Source organism: Paenarthrobacter sp. NPDC089714, from assembly GCF_044748905.1.
In the GTDB taxonomy this organism is placed as follows: domain Bacteria; phylum Actinomycetota; class Actinomycetes; order Actinomycetales; family Micrococcaceae; genus Arthrobacter.
The window spans coordinates 368,265-395,233 of record NZ_JBIVGX010000001.1 but is presented as its reverse complement, the minus strand read 5'-3'; the positions used below and the strand labels follow the sequence as shown (position 1 = coordinate 395,233).

The window sequence follows — 26,969 nt, the reverse complement described above, 5'->3', positions numbered from 1 at the left end:
CGTCGGGGCGCGGAGGAGCCTAGTAGCGCTTGGAGGCCTGCGGATTAGCAGCGAGCTCGGCCTCAACCTGTGCGTGGAACTTCTTTTCCACGATGAAGGACATGAGCGGAACAACGCCACCTGCCGCCAGGAGAATCAGCTTGGAGAACGGCCAGCGCAGGAGTGACCACAAGCGGAAGTTGGAGATCAGGTACACCACATACATCCAGCCGTGGACGATCAGGACCGTGGTGGAAATGTTGAATCCGCCGATCACTCCCTTGGGCTCCGACTCGGCGAACCCGAAGCCGAACGGCTGTCCGGTCACGGCGTCGGTTCCGCCGGCGAAGAGGGACACCCCAAAGCCGTAACGGGCGATCAGTTCAGCGCACAGGAGGAGCAGCATGGCACCGGTGAGGTAGGCCATGACCTTGTAGAACTTCAACGCCGAACGGATCTGGGCTTCCGTTCCGCCGAACCGCCGCTTCTTGGGCTTGGGTCCGGACTGTTCGGGCTGGATGGCCGGTTTGGGCTCAATCATGGTTGCACCTTTTGTTCTGGCTCACTGTTGTTCGGCTCAGTTGCTTGTTGTTCCGGAGCTGGATGGTCATCCGGCTCGTCCTCGTACTCGTCGTCATCGCCTTCGAGGCTACGGCGATAGTCGTCCGCCACCATCCGCCACCAGATGTACAGGGCGAATCCTGCGAAGACCACCCACTCCACGGAGTAGAACAGGTTGAGCCAATTGACCTGTTGGGCCGGGGGTTGGGCAGGAATGTTCAGTGCTTTGACGGCGTCGTTGGCAGCTACGGGTCCCGCGTCCGTGGTTTGGGAGGTTGCGGCAACGAATCCGGGGTAGCTGGACACTCCCCAGTCGTTGATGAGTTCCGCAACGGCGACAGCGGACGCACGGCCTGGACCGGCGTCGACATTTGGCACCGGCGCTTCAGACGGCAGCAGGCGGCCGGTCACCGTCACAGTGCCCGACGGCGGCTGGTCGGCTTGGGCGGGATCGGCCACCCAACCGCGGGCTACCGGAATCCAGGTCTGGGGCGACGCTGCGACGCCGCTGAGCTTGGGAGCGTTGTCCACTGCGAACGCCGAGACGATCCAGTAGCCCTTGTGGTTGTCGAAGAGCCTGCCTTCGACCAGAACCTGCTTACCGGCGTCGTAGTGTCCCGTAGCGCTGACCATCTGGTCCTGGACCGAGCCGGGGAAGAATTGTCCCGGCTTGACGACGTCCACCAACGGCTTGACATCCTCCACGCTGGACGGCTCCGGCGGTTCGTGCTGCGTCGAGCGGCTCAGCTGCCACTGGCTGAGCAGCACGAACACCCCGGACAGCAGGAGCGCAAAGACCAGTCCTGCGATCCAACGGGGTTTCAACGCAGTTTTCAACACCCCTTAACCGTACTTCGTCCGGCTGTAGAACAACGAAACGGGTTGTGCCTTTAGTGGTCGAAGAACACCAGGCTTGAGTTGATGAGCTCGGAGATGACCTCGGGATCGTGCGCACGGCGGAGCGATTCGCGGAAGGACTCCTTGGACAGGGACCGGGCCAGGGTGGCCAGGACTTCCAGATGGTCGGAGAAGGAGCTTGCGGGGGTCGCGATCAACAGGACCACAGTGGCCGGGCCATCGCTGGCGCCGAAGTCGAGGGAATGCCCGAACTTGGTGACGCCCACGGCGATGGAGATCCGGTCGACGTACTCGCTGCGTGCATGCGGGAGCCCGATGCCGCCCGGCAAGCCGGTGGCCAACTGGTGTTCGCGCGAATTGACGGTCTCCAGGAACCCTTCCAGGTTGGAGATCCGGCCGGCGGCGTAGAGCCTTTCCGCAAGTTGGGCCGCGGCATCACTCTTGTCTGCAGCAACAAGTTCAAGAATGACGGTGTCCGGCGTGGTCAGTTCCGCGTCATACCGGTCAAGTGGTTCGGCCAAGTCGTGTTTCCCTCCAGTGTGGCCTTCCGGCCGCAGCTCCCCGGCTTCATGGTTCCCGACGCGCGTCAGCGAAGGGGAACGATGTCATCGACTCCCATGCGCGCGGCATCTGCCGACTCGTCGTCGGGTTGCTCCTGGCTCAGCCGTTCGGCCTCTACCCGCGCCAGATAGTGCTTGATTTCGCTTTCGCGCTGGGTTTCGCTCCAGCCGAGGATTTCTCCCATCAGCTTAGCCACTACGGGCACGGCGGACACACCCCGGTCCCACGCTTCGATGGAAATCCGCGTCCTGCGCGTCAAAACGTCGTGAACATGACGTGCGCCCTCGTGCGTCGTGGCGTAAACCACCTCGGCTGCCAGGTAATCGTCCGCGCCCGGCAGCGGTTCTCCCAGCCCGGGTTGGCGGGCGATCAGTCCCAACACTTCCGACGCCATGGACCCATAACGGTTGAGCAGGTGCTCCACCCTGGCCACGTGGACTCCGGCCTCGTCGGCCGAGCGGGCGCGACGGTTCCACGCCGCTTTGAAGCCCTCAGCACCGAGCAGCGGAATGGTCTCGGTGCAACTGGAGGGAACGCGCTCGTCCATGGCCCGGGTTGCCTCGTCCACTGCATCCTTGGCCATGACCCTGTACGTTGTGTACTTGCCGCCAGCCACCACCACGAGCCCGGGGACCGGGTGTGCCACCACGTGTTCGCGGGACAGCTTGGCGGTGGAGTCGTTGTCGCCGGCGAGCAGCGGCCGGAGGCCCGCGTAGACGCCTTCCACATCTTCCCGGGTCAGCGGACGCTTGAGGACGCGGTTGACGTGTTCCAGGACGTAGTCAATGTCCTTGCTGGACGCCGCCGGGTGCGCCTTGTCCAACTTCCAGTCGGTGTCCGTGGTGCCAATGATCCAGTGGCGGCCCCAGGGTATGACGAAGAGCACCGACTTCTCCGTGCGAAGGATCAGTCCCACGGTGGATTGGAACCTGTCCCGCGGGACCACCAGGTGAATACCCTTGGACGCCCGTACTTTCAACTGGCCCCTGTCGGTGACCATCGCTTGTGTCTCGTCAGTCCAGACGCCCGTGGCGTTGACAACCTGCTTGGCACGGACTTCGAAGACGGTGCCGTCTTCCTGGTTCTCCAGCTTGGCTCCCACCACGCGTTCGCCTTCGCGGAGGAAATCCACCACGCGGACCCGGTTCGCGGCGTAGGCGCCGTAGTGCGCAGCGGTCCTGACCACATTAACCACCAGGCGCGCATCGTCCACCTGGGCGTCGTAGTAGCGGATGGAACCCACGAAGGCGTCGTCCTTGAGGCTGGGAGCCGCCCGCAAGGTGCCACGCTTGGACAGGTGCTTGTGCATCGGCACGCCGCGGCTGTGGCCGGAGGTGACGCCGAGGGTGTCGTACAGCATGATGCCGGCGCCAACGTAGGGCCGCTCCCACACCCTGCGGGTCAGCGGGTACAGGAAAGGCACTGGGCGCACCAGGTGCGGAGCAATGGTCTGGATCAGGAGGCCGCGTTCCTGGAGGGCTTCCTGGACCAACGCGAAGTCCAGCATCTCCAGGTAGCGCAGGCCGCCGTGAATGAGCTTGGAGGAACGCGACGAGGTTCCCGAGGCCCAGTCACGGGCTTCGACGATGCCCACCGTGAGTCCACGCGTCACGGCGTCAAGCGCCGCCCCCGCACCCACCACGCCACCGCCGACAATCAGGATGTCGAGTTCCTTGCCCGATTCCGCTGTGGCTTTCAAGGCTTCGATGGAAGCGGCACGGGACTCCGGGCTCAGGGCTCCGGAGGGATTCACCTGTGGGCCGCCTGCGACATTGCTCATCGGACTCCTCCTCAAACGCAATTGCTGGTAGTCCCCCTACCCTACTTGCTGGCCGCCGTCGTGGGCAGTGCCCGCCCGGCAGGACGGCGAAGCGCCGTCGGAAGCAAAGCGAAACCCCCGCCGGGTCCGGATTGCTCCGGACCCGGCGGGGGCTGCTGATACCGCGGTATTAGTTGCCGGCGTAGGGCGAAACCACTACGTCCACGCGCTGGAACTCCTTGAGGTCGGAGTAGCCTGTGGTGGCCATCGACCGGCGCAGGGCACCGATCAGGTTGGACGTTCCATCCGTGTGGTGGCCCGGCCCAAACAGCACTTCCTCAAGCGGCCCGACCGTGCCAACGTTGACGCGGTCGCCGCGCGGGGACTCGAGGTGGTGGGCTTCGGGGCCCCAGTGCCAGCCACGGCCGGGGGCTTCCTCGGCGCGTGCCAGCGCGCTGCCGAGCATGACGGCGTCTGCGCCCATGGCGATGGCCTTGACGATGTCGCCGGAACTGCCCATGCCGCCGTCGGCGATGACGTGCACGTAGCGTCCGCCGGACTCATCCATGTAGTCGCGGCGGGCGGCAGCGACGTCGGAGATGGCGGAAGCCATGGGCGAATGGATGCCCAGTGCACGGCGGGTGGTGGTGGTGGCACCGCCACCGAAGCCGACGAGGACGCCGGCCGCGCCGGTGCGCATCAAGTGGAGGGCAGGCGTGTAACCGGCCGCACCGCCAACGATGACGGGAACATCCAGTTCGTAGATGAACTGCTTCAGGTTGAGCGGCTCGTGGTTCTTGGAGACATGCTCGGCGGAGACGGTGGTACCGCGGATCACAAAGATATCGACGCCGGCAGCCACCACGGTCTTGTAGTGTTCCTGGGTACGCTGCGGGGTCAGGGAGCCGGCCACGGTGACTCCGGCGGCGCGGATCTCGGCCAGGCGGGAGCTGATGAGTTCCGGCTGGACCGGGGCCTGGTAGAGGTCCTGCATCCGGCGGGTGACGGCCGGGCTGCTGGTCTCGTCGGCCAGGCCGGCGATCTCGTCGAGGACCTTCTGCGGGTTTTCGTAACGGGTCCAGAGGCCTTCGAGGTCCAGGACACCGAGGCCACCCAGGCGTCCCAGGGCAATCGCGGTTTCAGGAGACATCACGGAGTCCATGGGAGCGCCGATCACCGGCGTATCGAACTTGTAGGCGTCGATCTGCCACGAGACCGAGACATCCTTCGGGTCGCGCGTCCGGCGGTTCGGGACGATCGCGATGTCATCCAGGGAGTAGGCACGACGCCCACGCTTGCCACGGCCAATCTCAATCTCATAAGTCACGGCTCTTACTTTACTGGACCGCTCCCGGAACGCCGGTTCGGCCATCAAGGGGAGCACTTCACAAAGCGCGCCAACGAACCCACCGGAACGGCCCCTCCACATGGGCAGGGCTGCCCATGGCAGAGTCCGGGAACTATCCGATAGCCTGCGAAAACACAACCACACCATGCAAGGGGGGACCCATGGCGCCTGGATTCTACGGAGCCGACATTGAACAGCTCCGCTCATTATCCAAACAAATGGGACAGGCCGGCAGCCGGCTCCAGAACCAGGAACTCCAGATCAGCGGGCTGATCTCCAGCGTTGCCTGGAAGGGAACCGACGGAGACCGGTTCCGCCGCGAATGGAGCAGCACCCTGCGGCCCCTCCTGCACAAAACGGCACGGTCGTTGGATGACGCATCCAAGACCCTCCGCACCCAGGCCGATGAACAAGACAAGGCAAGCACCCCGGGCGGTGCCTCCGGTTATGGGCCAAATGGACCGGCTCTTCCGCCGGTCCCCGGCGGAAGCGGAAACCAGCCAACTCCTGTCACTGGTCTCGAAGGATTGTTCGGCGTCACCGGCAGCGAGGCATGGTGGGCAGGAAACGGGCTGGTGACCGCCGGCGGCCTGTTTGCAGACAACATCCTTGCCCAGATGGCCAAAGGCGGATTGGTCACGGAACTGACGAGGTGGCCTTGGCTGGGTGCCCAATACGGTCAGGCCGCCGGTGCCGGATACGTCAAGGGGACACAACTGCTCAACGGCACGTCGATGCTGGGCCGGCTTTCCGGAGCACTGGGCATCGTCACCGGTGGGTTGCAGGTCTACCAAGGGATCCAAACGGGACATCCCGGAATGGCCGTAGATGGCGGGATCTCCGCGGCCTTGGCCGTAGGTAGCTTTGTACCTGTGATCGGCCCTGCCTGCGCAGTTGCCGGCATCGCGTGGGGCGGCCTCGGCCTCCTGGCCACGCACCTGGGTTACGACTCCGCTTCTTCCATGGTGGCTGACGGCGCCAAGCATGTCTGGGAAGGCGCCAAGGACGTGGGGGAATCCATAGCCGACGGTGCGAAGAAGGTCTGGGGATGGCTCACCTGAACCGCCCATTTCCTAGACTGGACAGAGAATCGCTCACGAGAGGGCAGAAATGACCACCCAGACCGAAGAAACCCAGGCGTTGCTCATCACCGAACATGAGCTCATTGCCCTGATTGCGCTGGCCGGCACCGACGGCGCGCTGAGGTGCCAAACCCTGTTCCGCCTCGACCACGCCGCCGGGTCGCCGTTGGAACAGGCCGGTGTCTCCACGCTGCTGGAGCGTGGCTTGATGAAGATCGAAAACGACGCACTCTTGCCGGTGGGGCCGGCCGCGACGGTGACGGCTGTCCTGGCGGATTCCACCTCGTGGCTGGAAACAGCCTTGGTGACGCCTTCGTCGGAGCACGTCTCGTTCATGTTCGGCGCCGAGCAGGGCGCCCTGCTGCTCAACCTGAGCAAGTACGGCGTCCACGAACTCCACCCCATCACGGGCACAGAAGGCATGATCACCACGGCCGTGCAAATGGCCGACTACTACCTGAGCCAGGCGCCGGACGGATTCCCCGCCGCCGCCACAACCCGCCAGCATTTCATTGACGGTACCTCCCGCGCGGTCCACGTCAAAGCGGAAGCAGACGGTGCCTTGTCCATCGCGACAGGGGAAGGCGAGAACCTCAAATCGTCGGCGCTTGAGCGCGGGCAGCTCGACTCCCTGATCCGCGCAGGGCTGGAGCGATAACCCGGGTGAGCTACCAAACAGGCCCGTCTCCCCTCTCCCCTTCTGACCGTCCGCTGGACTACTGGCTTTCCCCGGAACTCGCAGCGGTCACCCCCGCGGGTGCGCGCTCACGACTGCGCGAAATCGCCGGGGCACGGGGCTCCTACATGGGTGCCTGGGCTGCCGGAGTGGGGATCGGCACAGTCCTGGTGCTGATGGGCGTCCTCCTGGCCGTTCGACTCGGCACGTTCGTGCTGCTTCCCTCCCTCAGCCTTCCGGGCGCAGCACTTGCAGTGCTCTGCGGCGTCTTCTACGCCAGGGTGCGGGACCGCTTGCCGCGGACAGACCGGGCGCTTGTCAATCGTGGGCCCGGGAACCTGCGGGGCGCGCTGTCCTTCGTGGCGTTCATCCTGATCGTCTTCATTGGGCTGTTTGCCTTCACGGCCAAACCATCCACGTGGCAGGATCCCGGGGTTTTGCTGACGTTGGCCATGGTGCTGGCGTTCGTCGTCTGCCTTCTGGTGGGCGCCATCATTGTCCCGGCCACCATCATGGGGCGTTCACGCGAATCCCTTCGTCGCAAGGCAGCAACTGATCCCCGTTTCCGGGCGCTCCTGGAACAGGACCTCGTGACCTGGCGCGATCCCTACGGCAACGCTGGATACGGTCCGCTCTAAGCCGCGGGATCCTGCCGGCTGGTCTCATCCACGGTGAGCTGGGACTCGAACATCCGGAAGTAGCGTCCGCGTAGGGCAACCAGTTCCTTGTGTGTCCCCTGCTCGGCAATCCGCCCGTCTTCCAGCATGTACACGACGTCTGCCTTCTCGATGGTTGCCAGCCGGTGGCTGATGGCGATGATGGTGCTGCTCCGGTCGGCGAACAGCCGGGTGAAGATCCGGTGTTCGGCCAAGGCGTCGATGGCCGAGGTGGGCTCGTCCATGACCATGAAGGACGCATCGCGGTAGAAGTTCCGGGCCATGGCCAGGCGCTGCCACTGGCCGCCGGACAATCCGCTGCCCTTCCGGCCACGCGGGTCCTCCATCCAGTTGCTGACGTGGTTCTCCAGACCGTTGGGCAATTTACTGATGAAGTCCATCGCCTCCGCATCCGAGGCCGCGCGCCGGACGCGTTGCTCGTCCCGAGGCTGTTCGACATCGCCAAGGTAGATGTTCTCGGCCGCAGTGGCGAACTCGTATTTGAGGAACTCCTGGCTCAGGACAGCCAGGTGCCGGTGCCAGCTGGCCACATCAACATGGGCGAGGTCCACGCCGTCGAGCAGTACACGGCCGGAATCCGGCCGGTAGAGCCCGGCCAGGATACGGATCAAGGTGGACTTACCGGCTCCGTTCTCCCCCACGATCGCTATGTGCTGGCCGGCTTTGATGGTCAGGGAGATGCCCTTGATGACTTCGATGTCGCTGCCCGTGTAGCTGAAGCGGATATCCTGCATCTCCACCGTCTGCGGGGACCGGGTCAACGGCGGCTCGTGTCCGCTGGAGACCGGGAGCGCCATGAACAGCTCGTAGTCCTTGAGGTTGGCCAGATCCTCGTCGATGGAGCTGAGGGAAGAGACCAGGTTGTTGGCCGTGGACAGGGCACGGCTCACGATCTGCTGGACGTACAGGAATTGCCCCACTGGTTGGGCCCGGGCGATGATCTGGCCCACCACCCAGACCAACGAGACAACTTCTGCGCCATACTGCAGTGCGTCGGCGGCCAACTGCTTGGGGATGTAGCGCCTCTGGAAATCGAGCCGGCGTCGTTCGTCCGCATCGCGCAGCCGGGAACGGAGATCCATCAGGTAATTCACAATCCCGTAGAGCCGCATCTCTGCGATGTGCTGCGGGCGGAGCAGGTTCTGCTCGATCATCCTGCGCTGGCGACGCGAATCAACCTGGGTATTCCAGTGGGCAATCTGCTCGCGGGAGAGCTTGAACTGCAGGTAGACGCTGGGAACGATCGCCACCAGGACAATCACGGCGATCCACCAGCTGACCAACACCAGGGCTCCGATGGCCAGGATGACCGAGACGAGCTGCGTGAAGATGGCGGCTATGCGGTCCAGCACCCGGGCGTAGGAATCGGAGAAGCGCTTGGCACGGTCGTAGAGGTCTACGGTTTCCTTGTCGTCGTAACGCCAGAACTCCAGCGCGAGGAACCTCTGGTACATCAGGTCCCCCACGATCGCGCCCACGCGGAAGCTCATGAGCTGCTGGATATAGCGGTCTACGCTGCTGAACCCGCCCCAGAACAACCCCAGCGCCGCGGTGATGACAACGTACAGAACTGCCCGCGGACCGGCGTCGGGGTCTCCCGCGTAACCTGCCGCCAGAGCAGTGGTGGTGAGCGCGGCGAAATAGGTCGTGACCAGCGGCAAGGTGGCCGAGATCAGCGAGCCGACAACCTTCATGATGACCGCTGCCGGCGAGGCCTTGAAACTCACTTTCAAGACCTGTCCGACGGCGCGTGCGTACGGGCGCAAGGCCAGCTTGCGGGGCGGCGTCTTGGTCACCCGGACGGATTCCGGGTGCCGTGGCCCCGGGGGTATCGCAGACATGTGCACAGCCTATGCCCACTCCCGTGCGCCGGTGGGGTGGGCCCGAAAACAAAGGTTCCCCGTGGACAATCCACGGGGAACCTTGGGTGTGTCAGCGGGAGTTGTAGTTCGGCGCTTCGACGGTCATCTGGATGTCGTGCGGGTGCGATTCCTTCAGGCCGGCCGGCGTGATGCGGACGAACTTGCCGCGGGCCTTGAGTTCGGGAACTGTGGGTGCGCCCGTGTAGAACATGGTCTGTCGGAGGCCGCCGACGAGCTGGTAGGCAACCGATGCCAGCGGGCCACGGTAGGCCACGCGGCCTTCGATGCCTTCGGGGATCAGCTTGTCGTCACCGGAGACGTCGGCCTGGAAGTAGCGGTCCTTGGAGTAGGACGTGTTCTTGCCTCGGGACTGCATGGCGCCCAAGGAACCCATACCGCGGTAGCTCTTGAACTGCTTGCCGTTGACGAAGATGAGGTCGCCCGGGGACTCCTCACAACCGGCGAGCAGGGAGCCGAGCATTACGGTGTCGGCACCGGCTACGAGGGCCTTGCCGATATCGCCCGAGTACTGCAGGCCGCCGTCGGCGATCAGCGGCACGCCGGCCGGAATCGCAGCCTTGGCGGACTCGTAGATGGCCGTGATCTGGGGAACGCCCACACCGGCCACCACGCGCGTGGTGCAGATGGAACCGGGGCCCACGCCTACCTTGATGCCGTCGGCGCCTGCGTCAATGAGGGCCTGGGCACCTTCACGGGTGGCTGCCTGGCCGCCGATGATGTCCACGTGCGCGGCAACGGGATCCGACTTCAGGCGGGAGATCATGTCCAGCACGCCCTGCGAGTGGCCGTTGGCCGTGTCCACGAACAACGCGTCCACCCCGGCGTCGATGAGCTTCATGGCGCGCTCCCAGCCGTCGCCGAAGAAGCCGATGGCAGCGCCTACGCGCAGGCGGCCCTCGTCGTCCTTGGTGGCGAGCGGGTACTGCTCAGCCTTGGTGAAGTCCTTGGTGGTGATCAGGCCCTTGAGGCGGCCCTGGTCGTCCACCAACGGGAGCTTCTCGATCTTGTTGGTGGCCAGCTTGTGGGAAGCCTCTTCCCGGCTGATGCCCACGTGGCCGGTGACCAGGGGCATCTTGGTCATGGCATCGCTGACGCGGCGGGTCGGGAACTCGGACTCCGGAATGAAACGGGTGTCGCGGTTGGTGACGATGCCCAAGAGGCGGCCTTCGGGATCCACCACCGGGAGGCCGGAAACGCGGTAACGGGAGCACAGTTCGTCGAGCTCCTGCAACGTCGCTTCGGGATTGATGGTCAGCGGGTTGGTGATCATGCCGGACTCGCTGCGCTTCACGCGGTCCACATGCTCGGCCTGGTCGTCGATGGACAGGTTGCGGTGGACTACCCCGAGGCCACCTTGGCGTGCCATGGCAATGGCCATGCGAGACTCGGTCACGGTGTCCATGGCTGCGGAGAGCAGCGGCGTCTGGACGGAGATGCGCCGGGACAGGCGGGAGGAGGTGTCAGCGTCGGAGGGAATGACGTCGGTGTGTCCGGGAAGCAGCAGGACGTCGTCGTAGGTCAGGCCAATGAAGCCAAAAGGATCGTGTTCGGGCTGGGTCATGAGTGCGCCTCTTACCTGGGTTTGGGGACTGGAACTGGTAGGGGTTGCAACTGATGACCAGCCCGTCATTACGGGACTGGCCTGTGCAGAAGTGTTGGATAAATACTAGAACCTCAGCGCCCGTCGCCATATTCCGTGGCGGCCGAGTGTGAGCAACAGCACTGGCGGCAGGCCGCCGTCGTGCTTCACCTGGTGCGCAAGCGGCTGGTGGGGCTAGCTGGCTGACCAGCCAGTCGCCGCCAGCAGCCGCTCCTCGAACATGGGAATCATGCTCTGCACGTAGGTCTTGGTGAGGTGGTTGTCGTCCTTATAGACGTAGACGTTCCCCACCACGGCAGGACATGTTCCCTGCTCGCAAATGAAGTCGCTCATGTCCATCAGGAAGAGCCGGTCCACCTTGCCCACGTAGTCATCCAGTGGCGAGGACGCGGCCAGCGACTCTTCCAGCGGGGCGTTGCAATCTGGGGAATCCGGGCCCTTTTTCTGGACGCACTCGGGCATGTTGATACTGAAGCGTGGATTGTCGCGGACTCCAACCACGTCAATCCCGGCATCCGTGAACGGTTTGATACCGTCCAAATACCCGGGCACCTCCGTCTCGAACGGCGCTGTCACGTGGGTCAGCGAGGCCACGGTGAACACCGCGTCCGGTTTGTGTTCCATGACGTAGGCGGCGCTGGCTTTGTTGAACGCGTTGCATTCGTCGGTCCGTTCGTCCGACTCCGCCCCGAAGCGGCAACTGCCCTTCAGGAGGGTGACCACTTCCCAACCGTGCGCCTTGGCAATGGGTCCCAGGGCAGCCATGTACTGCTGTGCATGCGAGTCGCCCAGGACGACGATCTTCTTGGTGACCACCTCCGGCTCGTCGTTCTGGAGGCAACCCTCCAACAAGGGATCGGACGGCACATTGTCCCCGGTGCACAATCCATCAATATCCGCCCATTCGTCCTTCATGGCTGCCGGGGCGGGGATGATCTTGGCGTCCGGTGTCGGTTGGCCTGCATTTTGCGGCGCCAGCGCGGCAGCGCCGGGAGTCAGCTCCATGGGCTGGTCGGCAATGGCAGCGCTCTCCGAAGAAATGGCACCCTGCCAGACGGTGACCGGCAAGGCGAGCAGCGCACCGCAGGAAGCAATCACGACGGCGGCACGCCAGGACCGCACGTTCGGCCACTCCCAGCGGCGCATCGGACGTTCCACGTAACGGGTGGTGGCAACGGCCAGCACCATGGAAACCGCCATGATGGCCAGGCCCTGGAGGATGTTGGGCGGGGCGGTTTCGGTGACCAGGAGGAAGAACACCAGGACCGGCCAGTGCCACAGGTAAAGGGCGTAGGAGTTGTCGCCTACCAGGACCAGCGGCCTCGAGCTGAGGAAACGATCCGCGCCAAAACGGCTATCGCTCTGACCGGCGACGATCACGGCAGCGGCGGCCAGCGTAGGCCACAAAGCGACGAAGCCCGGGAAGGAGCGGTCAACAGTCAGAATCAGCCCGCAGGACAGCATGGCGGCCAGCCCGGCCCAGCCCAGGAACACCCGCAGCCGGCGCCCCGGCTTGAGGTAGGGCAATGCCAGGGCCAGCAAGGAGCCCAGCGCGAACTCCCACAGCCGGGTGCGTGTATCGAAGTACGCAATCTCCTGGTTGGTGGCCGTTTGGTCGATCGAGAAAAGGAGCGACGCCACGAAGATCAGCCCAAAGGCCATGAACAGCAACTGCCTGTGGGCCACGGCCTTGCTGCGCGGGAACAGTTTGGCCAGGTACGGCTGAAGGAGGGCTACCCCGGCAAAGACCAACGGCCAAAGAATGAACACCTGGCCCTGGACGGACAGGGACCAGAAGTGCTGCAGCGGGCTGGCACCGGAGTGGTCCTGGGCGTAATAGTCCACCGCAGATTCAGCAAGCTGCCAGTTCTGCCGGTACAGCAGGGAGGCCCACGCCTCGGCGAGGACGTCAGGCCAACGGCTTTGCGGAATAAAGGTCCAGGTAGCGGTGAGGACCGCAAGCAAAACCACGACGACGGCGGGCAGCAGCCGCTTGAAGACGTGCAGCCAGTGCCTCAGGAGTTGGAGTGGCTTGTGGCTCTCCAGCTTCCGGGTGAAGGACAGGGTCAACAGGAATGCCGAGATGAGCAGGAACACATCCACACCGCCGGACACCCGGCCGAGCCAGATGTGGTAGGCGGCCACCATCAGCACCGCCAAGGCACGCAGGCCTTGGACCTCCGGACGGAAGGCGCGTTCCGCCGTCGTTCTTTGTGCCTTATCCATCACGGCTTTAGCCATCGCTGCTTTAGCCATCATCGCGTCCACCCCGTCGCGGCAAACCACCTCTCGTCAAACATGTCCCCCATGCTGGTGACGTACGTCTTGGACAAATGGTTATCGTCCAGATAGACGAACACGTTTCCAATGACGCTGGGGCACGTCACGCCGTCGCACAGGAGGTCGGTCATATCCAGGAACGCGGCGTTGCCAAAGGTCCCCTGCACCGCGGCAAACGGGCTTTCGGCGGCCAGTACGTCCGGCTCGTCCGACTTGCACTCCGAGCTGTCCACGCCCTTGGCCAGGGCGCACTCGGTGACGTTGTAGTCGTAGCGTGGGTTGTCACGGATGGCCACCACCTGGATGCCCAGGTCGTTGAAGTTGGTCACCGTCTGGTCAAAGCCATAGACGAGCTTCTCGTCCGGCGACGACGGCGAAGCCATGGTTCCCACCATGAACACAGCGTCCGGCGTCTTCGAGGCCACGTACTTGAAGGCCGCGGCGTTGAAGTCGTTGCACTGCGCTTCGGCGTCCGGATTCTGCGGCATGAAATGGCAACCGCCCAGCAGGAGTGCAGTGACCTTCCAATGTTCAGCCTCGGCCAGGGGGCCGATCGCCGCCAGCCATTGCTGCGAGTGGGAGTCACCCAGCACCACGATGTTCTTGACGGCGTCGTCGCCAACACCGTTGGTCTGGCAGTTGTCCGCCAGGAGTTTGTCATCCGGCTTGGTATCTCCCTCACAGGAGTCTCCAAGGTGCGCCCAGTCTTCCGGCAGCTGTTCCGCCGTCGGAAGCGTCTTCGCGCCGTCGGCCACCAAGTCCACGTAGCCCGGAAGGAGGGCGTGCGCGCCAGGGTTGTCGTTGAAGGCCTGGGTCTCGGCGGCCTTCTGGTCAAGGTACTGCTTGTACTGGAAGCCCAGGAGCGGCGTGCAGGCAATGGCCAGGCATGCAGCGATGGAAACCGCGGCCCGCCACTTCTTCACTTCAGGCCACTTCCACTCACGGAAGGGCTTCTCCACGAACTTGGTGGTCAGGAACGCCAGGACCAGGGCCAAAGCGACGATCGCTGATCCTGACAACCAGCCCGCGTGTTCCTTTCCGCTCCAGGCCAACGCAATGACCAGGATGGGCCAGTGCCACAGGTAGAGGGCGTAGGAGTTGTCACCCAACCGGACCAGGAACTTGGAGCTGAGGATCCGGTCCACGCCGAAGCGGCTTCCGGTTTGGCCGGCCGCGATCACGCAGACGGCAGCGAGCGTGGGCCACAGCGCAACGAAGCCAGGGAAAGCCGTCTGCACCTGCAGAATGATCCCGCAACTGAGCATGGCCACCACGCCAACCCAACCCATGACCACGCGGACCGGCTTGGAGAAGTTGAGGGCCGGAAGTATGAGGGCAACCAGCGTTCCCAGGGCGAATTCCCACAACCGGGCGAAGGTATCGAAGTAGGCCACAGCCTGGTTGTTGGCTGTGAAAATGATGGAGTACGCCAGCGATGCGATGAAGATGATCGCGAAGACGTAGGCCAGGGAGGCACGGTAGCGGAGGTTGAACTTCCGGCAAAGGATCGCCATGGTGGCGAAGATGACAGGCCACAAAATGAAGACCTGGCCTTGGATGGAGAGCGACCAGAAGTGCTGGACGGGGCTCGCAAGGCTGTGGTCGGTTGCGTAGTAGTTGACTGCGAGGGTCTGGAGCAACCAGTTCTCGAAGTAGAACAGGGATGCCCATGCCTGGTTCACAACCTCCACCCACCGTGTGGGCGGAAGGAAAACGAACGTTGCGGCGAGAGTGCTGAGCAGGACCACCACCACGGCCGGGAGCAAACGGCGGAACAAGTGGAGCCAGTGCCGGATGAGGTCCATGGACCTCCGCTGTTTATAACGTCCGGTGAACTGAAGTGTCATCAGGAATGCGGAGATCAGCAGGAACACGTCCACGCCGCCGGACACGCGTCCGATCCAAATGTGGTAGCTGACCACCATGAGGACAGCCAGGGAGCGAAGGCCTTGGATTTCCGGGCGGAACTTGGACTTTGCAACGGGTCCGGCGGCCCGCCTGTCGGGACGGGCGGGCTGTTGGATCGTTGGTGCAGTCACGTTAGGCGATTCCTCAAAGGCTCATTCACAAAGGTTCCATCATATGCGTTTTCGCGCATGCGACCCAGTCACGTGGGCCGGACAGACCCGGTTCCGGAGGTCAATTAGTTCATTCATCGCTATGGATCAGCACAGTTGAACCTGTGTTCTGACTGTGCCCTTCCAAGCCGATTCCGGGCCTCACAGGGGCAAACGATCCTCAGTTGCCTTATTTCAATCGTACTGAAAAATTATGTGACGTATTCCACGGACATTAATGCCTTCAGGCGCTGCGCTTCTCCGCTGGTTGGCGTTGCCTATCCGTGATTCCCCGTTGCGTGGCAGGTCGAACCGATGCCATGACGCCGGCCAGGTACCGCGCGTCCCTGCCAACTCCCGGGAGCGTGGCGGAGGCGGCAGCGAACTGGAATTCCTGGCCCAGGAAGTAGAGCCCAGGCACGGATTCCACCACGCCGCGGGGGCGGTCCAAGGAGCCTGCTTCCTGCAGTTTGAGCCACGAGTAGTCCTCCCGGTATCCGGTGCACCACACCACATTTGCCACGTCCAGGGTGGTTCCGTCCTCGAGCACCGGCTTTCCTGCGGCAATGCCGGCCATCCTCGGCACCATCTGCACACCCGCCGCGCGGAGCTCCTTGGTGCGTGTCCGAATCAAGGGTGCTGCCATGGTCTTGAATCCAGGTGCTGCCTTGCGCCCGACGGGGGTGTTCAGGGTCAGGACATACAAACCGAGGAACCTGATCACCGGAAGGAAGAACCGTGCCCCGGCCCGGCCATGGCGGACGGGAAGTTCGCCGCTCGGTTTTCCTGCCACGAACGTTTGGTGCGTCCGGCTGGCTTCCAACGCTATTTCGGCCCCGGAATTGCCGAGGCCCACCACCAGGACAGGTCCCTGTTGGAACTGCTGCGGGTTCCGGTAGTCCGTGGAATGCATGTGGACGATTCCTGGGCCCAGGTCCTTGGCGAAGTCCGGCCGCTTGGGCAACTGGTGCCCGCCTGTGGCTACCACGACGTTCCGGGCATGCCACCTCTGCTCCCCCGCCACGACGACGAAGCCGTCGGCATCCTGCCGGACCTCATCCACCCGGGCACCAAGGACCAGGGGCAGGTCGAAGCGTCGGGAGTAGTCCTCCAGGAAGTCCGCCAGTTGATCCTTGGTGGGGAACGCCAGATGGTCGCCCGGGAACGGCATACCCGGAAGGCCGTCGTATTTTGCGGGCGTGAACAGCCGAAGCGAGTCCCACCTTGCCCGCCAGGCCGCACCTGCCCGGGCATTTTCATCCAGGATCACGAAGTCCCGACGTTGGCCCGCCAGGTAGTAGCCCATCGCGAGACCGGCTTGGCCGCCTCCCACGATGACGGTGTCCACCTCAGTGCGCTGGTTCTCTTGCATGGCAGTTTGTCCTCCTGAATAGTGCTGCGAGTACTGATACGGCAAAGGTATGGCGCCAGGTGTTCCTGGCGCGTCGGGAGGATTGCCCAGTCCGATGGAGAAGGTGTGGGTATTTATGCGCAGTGAGAGAGGATCCGCCGGAAAGGGGCGTTCGGTGAAAGAGGATCCGCCAGAAAGGGGCGTTCGGTGAAAGAGGATCCGCCAGAAAGGGGCGGTCGGTGAAAGAGGATCCGCCAGAAAGGGGCGGTCGGTGAAAGAGGATCCGCCAGAAAGGGGCGGTCGGTGAGAGAGGGTCCGCCGGAAAGGGGAGTTAGGTGAGAGAGGGTCAGGGGATGAGGTGGTGTTCGAAAGCGTAGGTGGTGGCTGCCGCCCTTGAGGGGACGCCGAGCTTGGCCAGGATGTTGCTGACGTGCCGGGCCGCCGTCTTTTCGCTGAGGTAGAGCAGTCTCGCAATGGATTTGTTCGAATGCCCCGCCGCGATCAATGCCAGGACCTCGGACTCCCTGGGCGAGAGCAATGATTTGTTTCCGGATTGTCCACCCCGGAGAGCCTGAACCCCGGCCATTGCCGGTGCTGCGCCGAGGTCGGCAAAATCGGCCAAGGCTGCCTCAAATTCCATGGCCGCCGAATCGGCATCCCCCAGTGCGGCACACGCTCTTCCAGCCATGACCCGCGCCGCTGCTGCGTGGAAAGGCGCCTCCAGGGTGTACCACAGCCGCCAAGCCCGCCGGGCCGCTCCAAGGGCGCGCTCCGCTTCCCCTTCTGCCAGCAGGACGGCGGCCTCGGTCTGGGCGGCGAGGGCGACCTCCAAAGGCCGGCTTCGGGGATTCAGCCCGCCGGCCAATTCGTCGACGGCGGTTCTCGCCGCTGCCAGGTCACCGGACTGCAGATCAATCTCGACGACGGCGGGAAGCAGCCGTCGCCGGTTGGCCGGGTCAGCGGCGGCCGCGGCGCGGTGAATGCGTGCCTTCGCCTCTGCTGTCTTGCCGGCCGCGAGCCGAAGCAAGGCAAGGCCCGGTTCCGGTTCGAAGCCTGTCTCCGACGCAATCTTGAAGGCTTGCTCGGCTTCTTCCCACTGGCCACGGAGCCTGAAGACTTCGCCCTCCTGGTACCAGGCACCAAACGTCGCGTCGGGATCGCCTTTGCGGATCCGTCCCTCGGCGGCACGGGCCACGGCCAAAGCTTCGTCCCAGGCACCATGGAGGATCAGCAACTCGGCGCGGAAAGCCTGGCACTGCGCCCCGAACATCACCATGTCAGGGCGTTCCCCACACCACCGCTCCAGTGCGGCCGTCCATTCCTGGGCCCTTCCTACGTCCTGGGCCAACCGGCAACTACCCAGGACGGCGCAGTAGATGATCCCGGTGGGTATGGGTGAAACTTCGCCGGCAGTCACCGAAACCATCACTTCGTCCAGCAACAGGAGGCCCTCTTCGGGGTAGCCCAGCGCCAGCCGGGACGTACCAAGGCCAAGGCGGCCCATGGCCTGGAGGTCCTTTTCGCCAAGCGACTCCCCAATCTCCAGCGCTCTGTTGAAGAACCCGTAACCCGCTTCGGGATCGCCGCCACGCAGAGTGCCGAGGCCCGTCGGTATGAGCAGGTAGCCCTCGCCGGCAGAAGGATGTCCAAGTCCCTCCACCAGGCGCTTGGCCTTGGCCAGCCACCCGCTTCCCCGCGCGTATTCGCCCATGTCCATCAGGAACATCACCAGCCATGCGGCGCAGCGTGCAGCGCTGTCCGGATCCCCCACGGTCAGATGCTCGTCGTGCGCCCGGCTGAGGTACTCCACCCCGTCACCGTTAAGCCCCAGCAACATGGCAACCGAGGCGAGGAGCTCCATGTCCTGGGGCGGCAGCCCGCCCTCCGAATCGGCGCGGACGAGGCACTCCAAAGCGTCGCTCCAGCGGCGTTCCGTGAAAGCCGAGCGACCCAGGTCCAGGGCAGTGACAGGTGCTGTCATATTTCACTTCTCCGGTGGAAGCGGCACGGTTGGCGTACGCAACCGCCACTTCCAGCGTCAGGTTACCGCCCGCCGTCGTACGCGGACAATAGCCATCCCGAACCCCCCAGAAGGCACAAAGAAACCCCGGCCACGCAGGCATGACCGGGGTTTCCAGGAGCAGGCAGCTTAGTGCTGGTGGCCTGCGTGTGCGTCTTCTTCCTCAGCCGGCTTCTCGGCAACCAAGGTCTCGGTGGTGAGAACCAGGGCAGCGATCGAAGCGGCGTTGCGGAGAGCGGAGCGGGTGACCTTGACGGGGTCGATCACGCCGGCGGCGATCAGGTCCTCGTATTCACCGGACTTGGCATTGAAGCCGTGGTTGGCGTCCAGGTCGGAGACCTTGGAAACCACCACGTATCCGTCGAAGCCGGCGTTCTGGGCGATCCAGCGCAACGGCTGCGTCAGGGCGCGGCGGACGATGCCGACAGCGGCAGCTGCGTCACCCTCGAGAGCCTTGACGGCGGGAGCCTCATCCAGCGCCTTGAGGGCGTGGATCAGGGCGGAACCGCCGCCGGAAACGATGCCTTCTTCAAGGGCGGCACGCGTGGAGGAGACAGCGTCCTCAATGCGGTGCTTCTTTTCCTTGAGCTCAACCTCGGTGGCTGCGCCAACCTTGATCACGCCGATGCCGCCAGCCAGCTTGGCCAGGCGTTCCTGCAGCTTCTCGCGGTCCCAGTCGGAATCCGTGCGGGTGAGCTCAGCGCGGAGCTGTGCAACGCGGTCGGCTACGTCCTGCTCGGTACCGGCACCGTCCACGATGGTGGTGTTGTCCTTGGTGACCGTGATACGGCGTGCCGTACCCAGGACCTCAAGGCCAACGGTGTCCAGGCTCAGGCCGAGATCCGGGGAAACAACCTGTGCACCGGTGAGGGTGGCGATGTCCTGGAGCATGGCCTTGCGGCGGTCGCCGAAGCCCGGGGCCTTGACGGCCACAACGTTGAGCGTGCCGCGGATGCGGTTGACGATCAGCGTGGACAGGGCTTCGCCTTCGATGTCTTCGGCGATGATGAAGAGCGGCTTGGAAGCCTGGAGGGCCTTCTCCAGCAGCGGCAGGAAGTCCTGCAGCGAGGAGATCTTCCCCTGGTTGATCAGGATCAGCGCGTCTTCGAGGACGGCTTCCTGGCGCTCTGCGTCGGTGACGAAGTACGGGGAAAGGTAGCCCTTGTCGAACTGCATGCCCTCGGTGAGGACCAGTTCGGTCTGCGTGGTGGAGGACTCTTCAATGGTGATGACACCATCCTTGCCCACCTTGCCGAAAGCCTCGGCCAGCAGTTCGCCAACCTCGTCGCTCTGTGCGGAGATCGCTGCGACGTTGGCAACCTGCGTGCCTTCGACTTCGCGGGCGTTCTCCAGCAGGCGGGCGGCGATGGCTTCCACGGAAACCTCGATGCCGCGCTTGATCTCGCCCGGAGCGGCGCCGGCTGCGACGTTGCGCAGGCCTTCCTTGACCAGGGCCTGGGCGAGCACAGTTGCCGTGGTGGTGCCGTCACCGGCAACATCGTTGGTCTTGGTGGCGACTTCCTTGGCCAGCTGTGCGCCAAGGTTCTCGTAGGGGTCGTCCAGCTCAACTTCGCGGGCGATGGTCACGCCGTCGTTGGTGATGGTGGGGGCGCCCCACTTCTTGTCCAGCACCACGTTGCGGCCGCGGGGGCCGAGGGTCACCTTGACGGTGTTGGCGAGCTTGTCGATACCGGCCTCAAGCGACCGGCGGGCAGCGTCGTTAAACGCAAGCTGCTTTGCCATGGTTGTGTCCTTTCAGAACGGAAAACCCGCACCACTGGCGGCTGGAGGATATTCCAACGATGCCTGCGGTGCGGGGTTCCAGGAAGTTACTTGACGACGATCGCGAGGACGTCGCGGGCGGACAGAACGAGGTACTCGCTGCCACCGGTCTTGACTTCGGTTCCACCGTACTTGGAGTAGATAACGACGTCGCCAACGGCTACGTCCACCGGTACGCGGTTGCCATTGTCATCGAAGCGGCCGGGGCCGATTGCAACAACTTCGCCTTCCTGCGGCTTCTCCTGTGCGGAGTCCGGAATGACCAGGCCGGAAGCCGTGGTCTGCTCTGCTTCGAGCGGGCGAACAACAATACGATCCTCAAGAGGCTTAATCGAGACCGACACTCGGATCTCTCCTTTTCATGAGCTGATTCATGGACTAAGAACAAGGGTGCCGAGGCGTGCAACCGTCGTCGCGGTGCCGGTAGCTGCCTGGCGTGGTTAGCACCCACCAAGGGAGAGTGCTAACCAAGACTCTATGTAAGGCGTTAGCACTCGGTCAAGGTGAGTGCCAGCATTTCGTCATGGGTGAACCCGGCTTACTGGTCCCTCAGGTCATCGAGGTCGAAGTCCTCGTCGTCGCCGTCCGCCGCTGAGGCCCCGCGGTTGAGGTACAGAACGATGCCGGCTGCAACGGCGACGACGCCGGAAACCACCAAGCCGATGATCCCGCCTGCGCGGACTCCGCTGTACAGCTCCCGGATGTCGCGGGCCTCGTCGGTTGCGTCATTGACACTCTTGCCCGTCACCGAATAGGCGGCGGCATTGAAGGAGTCCAACGCAAAAATCACTATGAGAAGGCCGACGCAGATCACGGCGATCACGACGCCGGCAATCAAGGCCGGGCGGGCATAGGTGGAGAGGGACCGGCCGGCGGAATGCTCTGCGGCTCCTGGATGGACGGGCTGGTTCCCGTCCGGGCTGTCGGCGTCGGAGGGCTGCGGAGCTGCGGTGTCTTCCATGAAATCAACCCTATCGGGCTGATCGGTCCGGTCTCAGCCCCGGACGCGAAACGTTAAGCTGGATGCCATGCCCAATGCTCCCCAGGAACACCTCGCGCCCTTGCTCACCACCGAAGGATGGGAACTGCTTGGCTCGCTGGGACCCTACCGGGAAGCCGACGCGCTGGCCCTGAACGCCTCGCTGCGCAAGGCCGGGCACTCCCCCGAGCTTGTAGCCGCCGTCCTGACGCAGTCGCGCTTGCGGACCAAGGCCGAGGCCAAGTTCGGCGAGTTCGCCCATCAGATGCTGTTTACCCAGGCGGGCTTGGAACAGGCCACCCGCCTCAATGTTGCAGCCCGGCACGCCGAGCGGTTCCTGAAGGCAGGGATCTCCCACGTTGCTGATCTGGGGTGCGGGTTGGGTGCCGATTCCCTGGCGCTGGCGTCCATGGACGTCAACGTGACCGCGGTGGAGATGGACGAGACGACGGCCGCCTGCGCAACCATCAACCTGATGCCGTTCCCGCATGCCACGGTGGTACATTCCGATGCCACGTCTGTGGACCTCTCCGGGGTGGACGGTGTGTGGCTCGATCCGGCCCGACGGACCACCTCAACCTCTGGAACAAAGCGAATTTGGGACCCCGAGGCATTCTCTCCCCCGCTCTCGTTCGTCGGGGGCCTGGCAGCATCCGGCCGTGCGGTGGGGGTCAAAATGGGCCCGGGCATGCCCCACGATTCCGTCCCGGGCGGCTGTGAGGCCCAGTGGGTTTCCGTGGGCGGTGACGTCACCGAAGTGACCCTGTGGTTCAACGCCGTAGCCCGCCCCGGGGTTCGCCGCGCAGCGCTGGTGATCGGCGCCCAGGGCGCTGCCGAAATCACCAGCGGCGAGGATTTCGACGGCGGTCCGGAAGCCGCCGTCGGGCCCGTGGAAGGCTTCCTGTATGAGCCTGACGGCGCGGTGATCCGAGCGGGTCTCGTGGCCGACGTCGCAGAACGGATCGGCGGGCATCTGGTGGACGAACACATTGCCTACATCTGCGCCCCCGAACTCCACGACACCCCCTTTGCCCGCGCCTACCGCGTGCTGGAGGTGATGCCCTACAACGTCAAAGCCCTCAAGGCGTGGGTCAAGGCAAACGGCGTCACCGTGCTGGACATCAAGAAACGCGGCACCGCCGTCACGCCTGAAGAACTCCGGAAACAACTGCTGTCTGGGAGGACGGCCGGGAAGGCCGGCATGGCCAAAACAGCCACGCTGGTGCTCACCAGGATCGGCGAGGAGCGGGTGGTTGTGGTGGTGGAGCCGGTCAGCGTTTAGGCCTGCTCTCCCCGACATCATCAAGACCACCACCGCCATCGCTGCGAAGGCCTTCGAACGCCGCCGAGTCGGCCGGGAGGGTACGGCGAATCCGCGAACCACAACTACGTCGTCTTCTTGGCGGCCACAGGGTCCAATGTGCATTCACCGACAACTTTGATAAATGAAACAGTTTTCGTCGGCATGAAAATCACGAGCATGCCGCGCGGGGTTACAGCATGAATCTCAATTCCCGTGGTGTTCGAGCCCCGGTTGTCGAAGATATTTGTGATCTTGTAGCCCATCGACTTCCAGTGGACCTCCATAGCGTCCACAGAAGACTGCGGCTCATCAACCGGGCTGCCCTCAATCTGCCGTTGGTATAAGCGTCCGTCGGCGCGCGCGTGCACACTGCAGGGTTCCGCCACGTAATCTGCGGTATCGGCGCGGTCCCACTCGGGCCACGTCGTTCCCGAATGCTGCACCGTGTCTTCCATGGCGTCCATGAACTCCGTAAAGACTTCATGGGCACTCCGCTCGCCTGGGGCCGCCTCACCGCCTTGACCGCCTCTCGTTGAGTTTGAATGGCACCCTGTCATTGCTAAACCCGCCCCGACCACCAGCGACAGAATCATCATCTGGGAACTGGGTCCAACGGAAATCGAACCTTCTCCGTGGAATCTGCCAGCCACGGTCAGGTCGTCTTCTTGTCGGCAGCAGGGTCCAAGGTGCATTCGCTGACTACCTTGATGAAGCTGGTTTCCGATGATGGTGTGAACTGTACGAGCAATCCCCTCGAGCTGCGGGCATTGATCTGAATGCCCGTGGTGTTTCCGCCCATATTGTCGAAGATGTTGCCAATCTTGTAGCCCTTGCTCTCCCAGTGGGCCTTCATCCGTTCCACGGCGGCCCGGGGATCGTCAACGGGGCCACCTTCGATCTGTGTCTGATATGCCCTTCCGTCCTCACGGGCGTGAACCGAGCACGGCGGCGGGAAGAATCCCGCGGTGTGCTTGCGATCCCAAATGGGCCACTCGGCACCGGACTGCTGCACCGTGTCATCAATGGCATCCATGAAGTCCGTAAAGACTTCCTGGGCGCTCCGCTCTCCGGTCCCCGGCTCTCCGCCCTGGCCACCACCCGCTTGGTTTACAGCGCACCCTGACAAGCCCAAACTCACCGTGACCATCACTGCGAAGACCTTCGAACGCCGCCTCATCGGCCGGGCGGGTTTTGCGAATTCACGAACCACAACTACGTCGTCTTCTTGTCGGCAGCCGGGTCCAGGGTGCATTCGCTGTGGACGTTTATGAATGACGTACTTTTCGACGGCGTGAAAATCAGGAGCATGCCGCGCGGGTTTACAGCATGAATCTCAATGCCAGTGGTGTTTCCACCCATGTTGTCGAAGACGTGTGTAATCCTGTAACCCTTCGACTTCCAATGGACCTTCATGGCGTCCACGGCAGCCTGCGGATCCTCGACAGGGCCGCCCTCGATCTGTGTTTGGTAGGCCCTCCCATCCTCACGAGCATGAACCGAGCACGGCCCGGGGAAGAATCCTGCGGTGTGATTCCGATCCCAAATGGGCCAATCTGCGCCAGACTGTTGCACCGTGTCATCAATGGCATCCATAAAGTCCTCGAATACCTCCGACGCGCTCCGCTCGCCTGGCCACGGCTCCCTTCCGCGGCTACCGCCAGTTTGGTTTGCGCTGCAACCTGGCCCCATCAAACCCACCACGGCCACCACCGCGAAGACTTTCGAACACCGCCACGCACCCTGGGAGCGCACTGAGAATTCACGAGCCACAACTACGTCGTCTTCTTGTCGGCGGCAGGGTCCAAGGTGCATTCGCTCTGCACATCTATGAATGAGGTGTTTTTCGACGGGGTAAAAACCAGGACCATGCCCCGAGGAGTCGAGGCGCCGATTTCAATACCGGTAGCGTTGGCGCCCATGTTGTCGAAGACGTTTCCAATCTTGTAGCCCTTGCTCTCCCAATGGGCCTTCATTTGTTCCACCGCGGCTCGGGGATCGCGAACAGGTCCTCCCTCGAGTTGAGTCTGATATGCGCGGCCATCATCCCGAGAATGTACTGAGCAAGGTGGTGGGAAGTATCCTGACGTATCATTGCGGTCCCAGCTCGCCCAGGTTGCCCCTGAATGTTGCACCGTGTCATCAATGGCATCCATAAAGTCCTCGAACACCTCCGACGCGCTCCGCTCACCTGGTCCGGGCGCAGCGCCTTGACCATTATTTGTTGGGCTGGCATTGCACCCCGACGCCATCAAACACCCCAATATCATCAAGACCACCCAGACGCTGTGCTTGTACGTATATCTCGTCATTTGTCGACTTCCTTTATTTCCGCGGTGATTTCTTCCGCGGTGAGATCCCTTTCGACCATCGACCCGGCAGGATAATCCATTCCGCCGTAGCCCGTCTTGAATTCACTACGAAGCGGCAGCAATTTCTTTATCCGCGCTCCGAAGCCCGTGGAGGTCAAGGCGATATTGTGGGCTGACTCGGTGTTTCGGTCGAGGTAGCCATGCTCCTTGGTAGCAGCAAAGACTGAATCTCCGCTGCTGCTGCCTGCCCACCCTTTGGCGTCATGGCCGGTGGTCCGCTTATAGAAGTGGCCAGTGTCGGGATCGTAGCCTCCTTCAGAGGAGAAGGTCTTGCCTCCGAACCACTCACCGGTGGGATCCAGCCGCCCTTCACGGCCCTTTAGTCCACTGCCAATGATCCCCAAGGGGGCCACCCGGTCCTCACCCGCGGACGTCAGGTACACCTCCGGCCGACCAGCATCATCCTTCGCGACGTGTAGATCAGCGGCAGAGCCAACCTCCTGCCCTTCGATCCCGGCCGAGCCAAAGAACGTTGCGGTCGCAACCTCGTGGGTGATGGATTTCAAGGCATAAGAGGCCGTGGTGGTTCCGTAAGAGTGGGCCACAACGTTCAGTCGCGGTTTGACGCCGTCGTCCCCCATGACGGCGCGGGTCTCGCTGAACCCATCCAGCGCAGCTGCCAGCTTTACGCCACCGGCCTTGGCCAACTCTGTCGATAGCACCTCACCACTGGGCGGCGCCTCAGGGGTGTCATACCCAACCCAGGACACCACAGCGTTTTCCGGAAACTCTGAGTCTTTGAGGACAACGTGTTGGGCGCCATACAGGTCCTGAGCCGACTTCGTCCATGATTCCAAGCCGTCGGCCACGGTGGTTTTCATGCCCGGGACATTCCAGGTCACATTGGCTGCTGTGTCCAGGTCCCCGATCGCGATTGCCACCAGTGGCTTGCCGTTGTCATCCGGTGTGAAGGACACGATGCTTCGCGGCGGAGCGTCCGTCCTGTCGTCGGCAGGAACGAGTGAATCGTAGATAACCCCCAACACCTTCTTGTCCGCTTCGCTGGTCCGGGTGTCGTGATAAATGGCGTCAAGGTTGGCACGGTTGGCCTTCGCCCTGACCGCATATGGGATCCCGTTGAGGTTTCCGATGATCCCCGGTGCGGCCACCAACAACGCCGCCTGTTGCTCGGAGGTCAGCCCAGTCCACCATCCTTGGACGTAGGCAACGGCCGGCTGGGCCTTGAGCCCGTTGCGGAGGTAATCCGTCTCAGCCGAACCGTAGTCCAGCAACTCCCCGGCCGACATGGACTTCAGCAGGGCCAACGTCTCCACAGCACCTTCAGTGCCGCCCCCACCGCTGGCCTCCAACTTTTGCAACCGGAACCTGGTGAAGTCCGCCCGGAACTCCCTCGCCGCTCCGCCGTCGTAATACACCGGAACTGACGGGTCGATCGAATAGATGCGATTGATCTGGCGGGCGCAGTCCTGCTGCGCTTGTTCATGCTGCGAGGCCAGCAACCGCACCCGGCGCTCCAGGTCCGCGGCCCGCAAAGCAAGAGCAGCACCGCCCGACGAAGCCAGCAGGTCACCCGCTTGCTCCATGAACGCCGCCCGCTCCTCATACCGGTCCCGCCCGCGATGAAACTGCCCGATCTCATCCAGCAACAAAGCACGACGCCGGTTCAGGTCTCGGATGTCATCCGCATACGCCATCAACGCCCTATACACCACAGCAAGACCGGCCCGGATCCCCTCACTCTTTTGGGTTACCGGCTTGAACAAGGCCAACAATTCCGGTGCCTCCGGAGCCCGGTACGCATCCGCCATGGCAGACCACTCCGACGCCGCCATTTGCACAATGTTCACGATGCCTTGCGCGTTCTCTGTCAGAGGATTTGCCGT

Annotated in this window: 23 protein-coding genes; 4 read left to right on the top strand and 19 right to left on the bottom strand. The window is 63.5% G+C overall.

Annotation, left to right across the window (positions count from 1 at the left end; genetic code table 11):
• Nucleotides 1-19: 19 nt before the first annotated feature.
• The 5 genes from ACIPY3_RS01785 to ACIPY3_RS01765 all read right to left on the bottom strand — a co-directional run bounded on the left by ACIPY3_RS01785 (nt 20) and on the right by ACIPY3_RS01765 (nt 5,045).
• The gene (locus ACIPY3_RS01785) at nt 20-520 is read right to left on the bottom strand and encodes a DUF3817 domain-containing protein (RefSeq protein ID WP_400329305.1); all 501 of its coding nucleotides are present in this window, start codon (nt 518-520) and stop codon (nt 20-22) included.
• Nucleotides 517-1,380 carry an SURF1 family protein gene (locus ACIPY3_RS01780; RefSeq protein ID WP_400329303.1) on the bottom strand — a complete coding sequence of 288 codons (864 nt, stop codon included), beginning with the start codon at nt 1,378-1,380 and terminating at the stop codon, nt 517-519. Before ACIPY3_RS01780 ends, ACIPY3_RS01785 begins: the two co-directional genes overlap by 4 nt.
• A 50-nt stretch (nt 1,381-1,430) precedes the next feature.
• On the bottom strand, nt 1,431-1,919 hold the full coding sequence (locus ACIPY3_RS01775; protein ID WP_400269639.1) for a PTS sugar transporter subunit IIA: 489 nt from the start codon (nt 1,917-1,919) through the stop codon (nt 1,431-1,433).
• A 65-nt stretch (nt 1,920-1,984) separates the two neighbouring features.
• Nucleotides 1,985-3,739, bottom strand: coding sequence for a glycerol-3-phosphate dehydrogenase/oxidase (locus ACIPY3_RS01770; protein ID WP_400329300.1), 1,755 nt, complete (start codon nt 3,737-3,739; stop codon nt 1,985-1,987).
• A 169-nt stretch (nt 3,740-3,908) separates the two neighbouring features.
• Nucleotides 3,909-5,045, bottom strand: a complete 1,137-nt coding sequence (locus tag ACIPY3_RS01765) for a GuaB3 family IMP dehydrogenase-related protein (RefSeq protein ID WP_397322005.1) — start codon at nt 5,043-5,045, stop codon at nt 3,909-3,911.
• Nucleotides 5,046-5,227: 182 nt separating this feature from the next.
• On the opposite strand from ACIPY3_RS01765, the gene ACIPY3_RS01760 reads away from it, so the two are divergent.
• The 3 genes from ACIPY3_RS01760 to ACIPY3_RS01750 are packed head-to-tail and all read left to right on the top strand — an operon-like array spanning nt 5,228 to nt 7,462.
• The gene (locus ACIPY3_RS01760) at nt 5,228-6,127 is read left to right on the top strand and encodes a WXG100 family type VII secretion target (protein ID WP_400329297.1); all 900 of its coding nucleotides are present in this window, start codon (nt 5,228-5,230) and stop codon (nt 6,125-6,127) included.
• A 49-nt stretch (nt 6,128-6,176) separates the two neighbouring features.
• Nucleotides 6,177-6,806, top strand: coding sequence for a hypothetical protein (locus ACIPY3_RS01755; protein ID WP_400329294.1), 630 nt, complete (start codon nt 6,177-6,179; stop codon nt 6,804-6,806).
• A gap of 5 nt (nt 6,807-6,811) precedes the next feature.
• The gene (locus tag ACIPY3_RS01750; protein ID WP_400329291.1) at nt 6,812-7,462 is read left to right on the top strand and encodes a hypothetical protein; all 651 of its coding nucleotides are present in this window, start codon (nt 6,812-6,814) and stop codon (nt 7,460-7,462) included.
• Here ACIPY3_RS01750 and ACIPY3_RS01745 read toward each other — a convergent pair.
• The 9 genes from ACIPY3_RS01745 to ACIPY3_RS01705 all read right to left on the bottom strand — a co-directional run bounded on the left by ACIPY3_RS01745 (nt 7,459) and on the right by ACIPY3_RS01705 (nt 21,435).
• Nucleotides 7,459-9,342 carry an ABC transporter ATP-binding protein gene (locus ACIPY3_RS01745; protein ID WP_400329289.1) on the bottom strand — a complete coding sequence of 628 codons (1,884 nt, stop codon included), beginning with the start codon at nt 9,340-9,342 and terminating at the stop codon, nt 7,459-7,461. The genes ACIPY3_RS01750 and ACIPY3_RS01745 overlap by 4 nt on opposite strands.
• A gap of 91 nt (nt 9,343-9,433) precedes the next feature.
• A complete protein-coding gene (gene guaB, locus ACIPY3_RS01740; protein WP_400329286.1) occupies nt 9,434-10,945 on the bottom strand; it encodes an IMP dehydrogenase in 1,512 nt (503 codons plus the stop codon).
• Between the two features lie 213 nt (nt 10,946-11,158).
• The gene (locus ACIPY3_RS01735; RefSeq protein ID WP_400329283.1) at nt 11,159-13,225 is read right to left on the bottom strand and encodes an acyltransferase family protein; all 2,067 of its coding nucleotides are present in this window, start codon (nt 13,223-13,225) and stop codon (nt 11,159-11,161) included.
• A 14-nt stretch (nt 13,226-13,239) separates the two neighbouring features.
• Entirely contained in the window at nt 13,240-15,303 is a 2,064-nt protein-coding gene (locus tag ACIPY3_RS01730) for an acyltransferase family protein (RefSeq protein ID WP_400329280.1), read from the bottom strand.
• A gap of 262 nt (nt 15,304-15,565) precedes the next feature.
• On the bottom strand, nt 15,566-16,693 hold the full coding sequence (locus ACIPY3_RS01725; protein ID WP_400329277.1) for a flavin-containing monooxygenase: 1,128 nt from the start codon (nt 16,691-16,693) through the stop codon (nt 15,566-15,568).
• 325 nt (nt 16,694-17,018) lie between these two features.
• Nucleotides 17,019-18,653 carry a LuxR C-terminal-related transcriptional regulator gene (locus ACIPY3_RS01720; RefSeq protein ID WP_400329274.1) on the bottom strand — a complete coding sequence of 545 codons (1,635 nt, stop codon included), beginning with the start codon at nt 18,651-18,653 and terminating at the stop codon, nt 17,019-17,021.
• A 168-nt stretch (nt 18,654-18,821) separates the two neighbouring features.
• Entirely contained in the window at nt 18,822-20,435 is a 1,614-nt protein-coding gene (gene groL / locus ACIPY3_RS01715) for a chaperonin GroEL (RefSeq protein ID WP_397321993.1), read from the bottom strand.
• 86 nt (nt 20,436-20,521) lie between these two features.
• Nucleotides 20,522-20,818: a co-chaperone GroES gene (groES, locus tag ACIPY3_RS01710; protein ID WP_018776625.1), complete on the bottom strand. Its 297-nt coding sequence runs from the start codon at nt 20,816-20,818 to the stop codon at nt 20,522-20,524.
• 194 nt (nt 20,819-21,012) lie between these two features.
• Complete coding sequence (locus ACIPY3_RS01705; RefSeq protein ID WP_400329271.1) at nt 21,013-21,435, bottom strand: hypothetical protein; 423 nt, start codon at nt 21,433-21,435, stop codon at nt 21,013-21,015.
• A gap of 67 nt (nt 21,436-21,502) precedes the next feature.
• On the opposite strand from ACIPY3_RS01705, the gene ACIPY3_RS01700 reads away from it, so the two are divergent.
• A complete protein-coding gene (locus ACIPY3_RS01700; RefSeq protein ID WP_400329268.1) occupies nt 21,503-22,735 on the top strand; it encodes an SAM-dependent methyltransferase in 1,233 nt (410 codons plus the stop codon).
• Between the two features lie 104 nt (nt 22,736-22,839).
• On the opposite strand, the gene ACIPY3_RS01695 is transcribed toward ACIPY3_RS01700, so the two are convergent.
• The 5 genes from ACIPY3_RS01695 to ACIPY3_RS01675 form a co-directional block, all read right to left on the bottom strand.
• Complete coding sequence (locus tag ACIPY3_RS01695) at nt 22,840-23,220, bottom strand: hypothetical protein (RefSeq protein WP_400329265.1); 381 nt, start codon at nt 23,218-23,220, stop codon at nt 22,840-22,842.
• Between the two features lie 188 nt (nt 23,221-23,408).
• Nucleotides 23,409-23,903: a hypothetical protein gene (locus ACIPY3_RS01690; RefSeq protein ID WP_400329261.1), complete on the bottom strand. Its 495-nt coding sequence runs from the start codon at nt 23,901-23,903 to the stop codon at nt 23,409-23,411.
• A 65-nt stretch (nt 23,904-23,968) separates the two neighbouring features.
• Nucleotides 23,969-24,349, bottom strand: a complete 381-nt coding sequence (locus ACIPY3_RS01685) for a hypothetical protein (RefSeq protein WP_400329259.1) — start codon at nt 24,347-24,349, stop codon at nt 23,969-23,971.
• Nucleotides 24,350-24,528: 179 nt separating this feature from the next.
• Nucleotides 24,529-24,729 (bottom strand): hypothetical protein, encoded by a 201-nt coding sequence (locus ACIPY3_RS01680; RefSeq protein WP_400329256.1) that lies wholly within the window; start codon nt 24,727-24,729, stop codon nt 24,529-24,531.
• A 332-nt stretch (nt 24,730-25,061) separates the two neighbouring features.
• Complete coding sequence (locus tag ACIPY3_RS01675) at nt 25,062-26,933, bottom strand: alpha/beta hydrolase (RefSeq protein WP_400329254.1); 1,872 nt, start codon at nt 26,931-26,933, stop codon at nt 25,062-25,064.
• Nucleotides 26,934-26,969 lie beyond the last annotated feature (36 nt).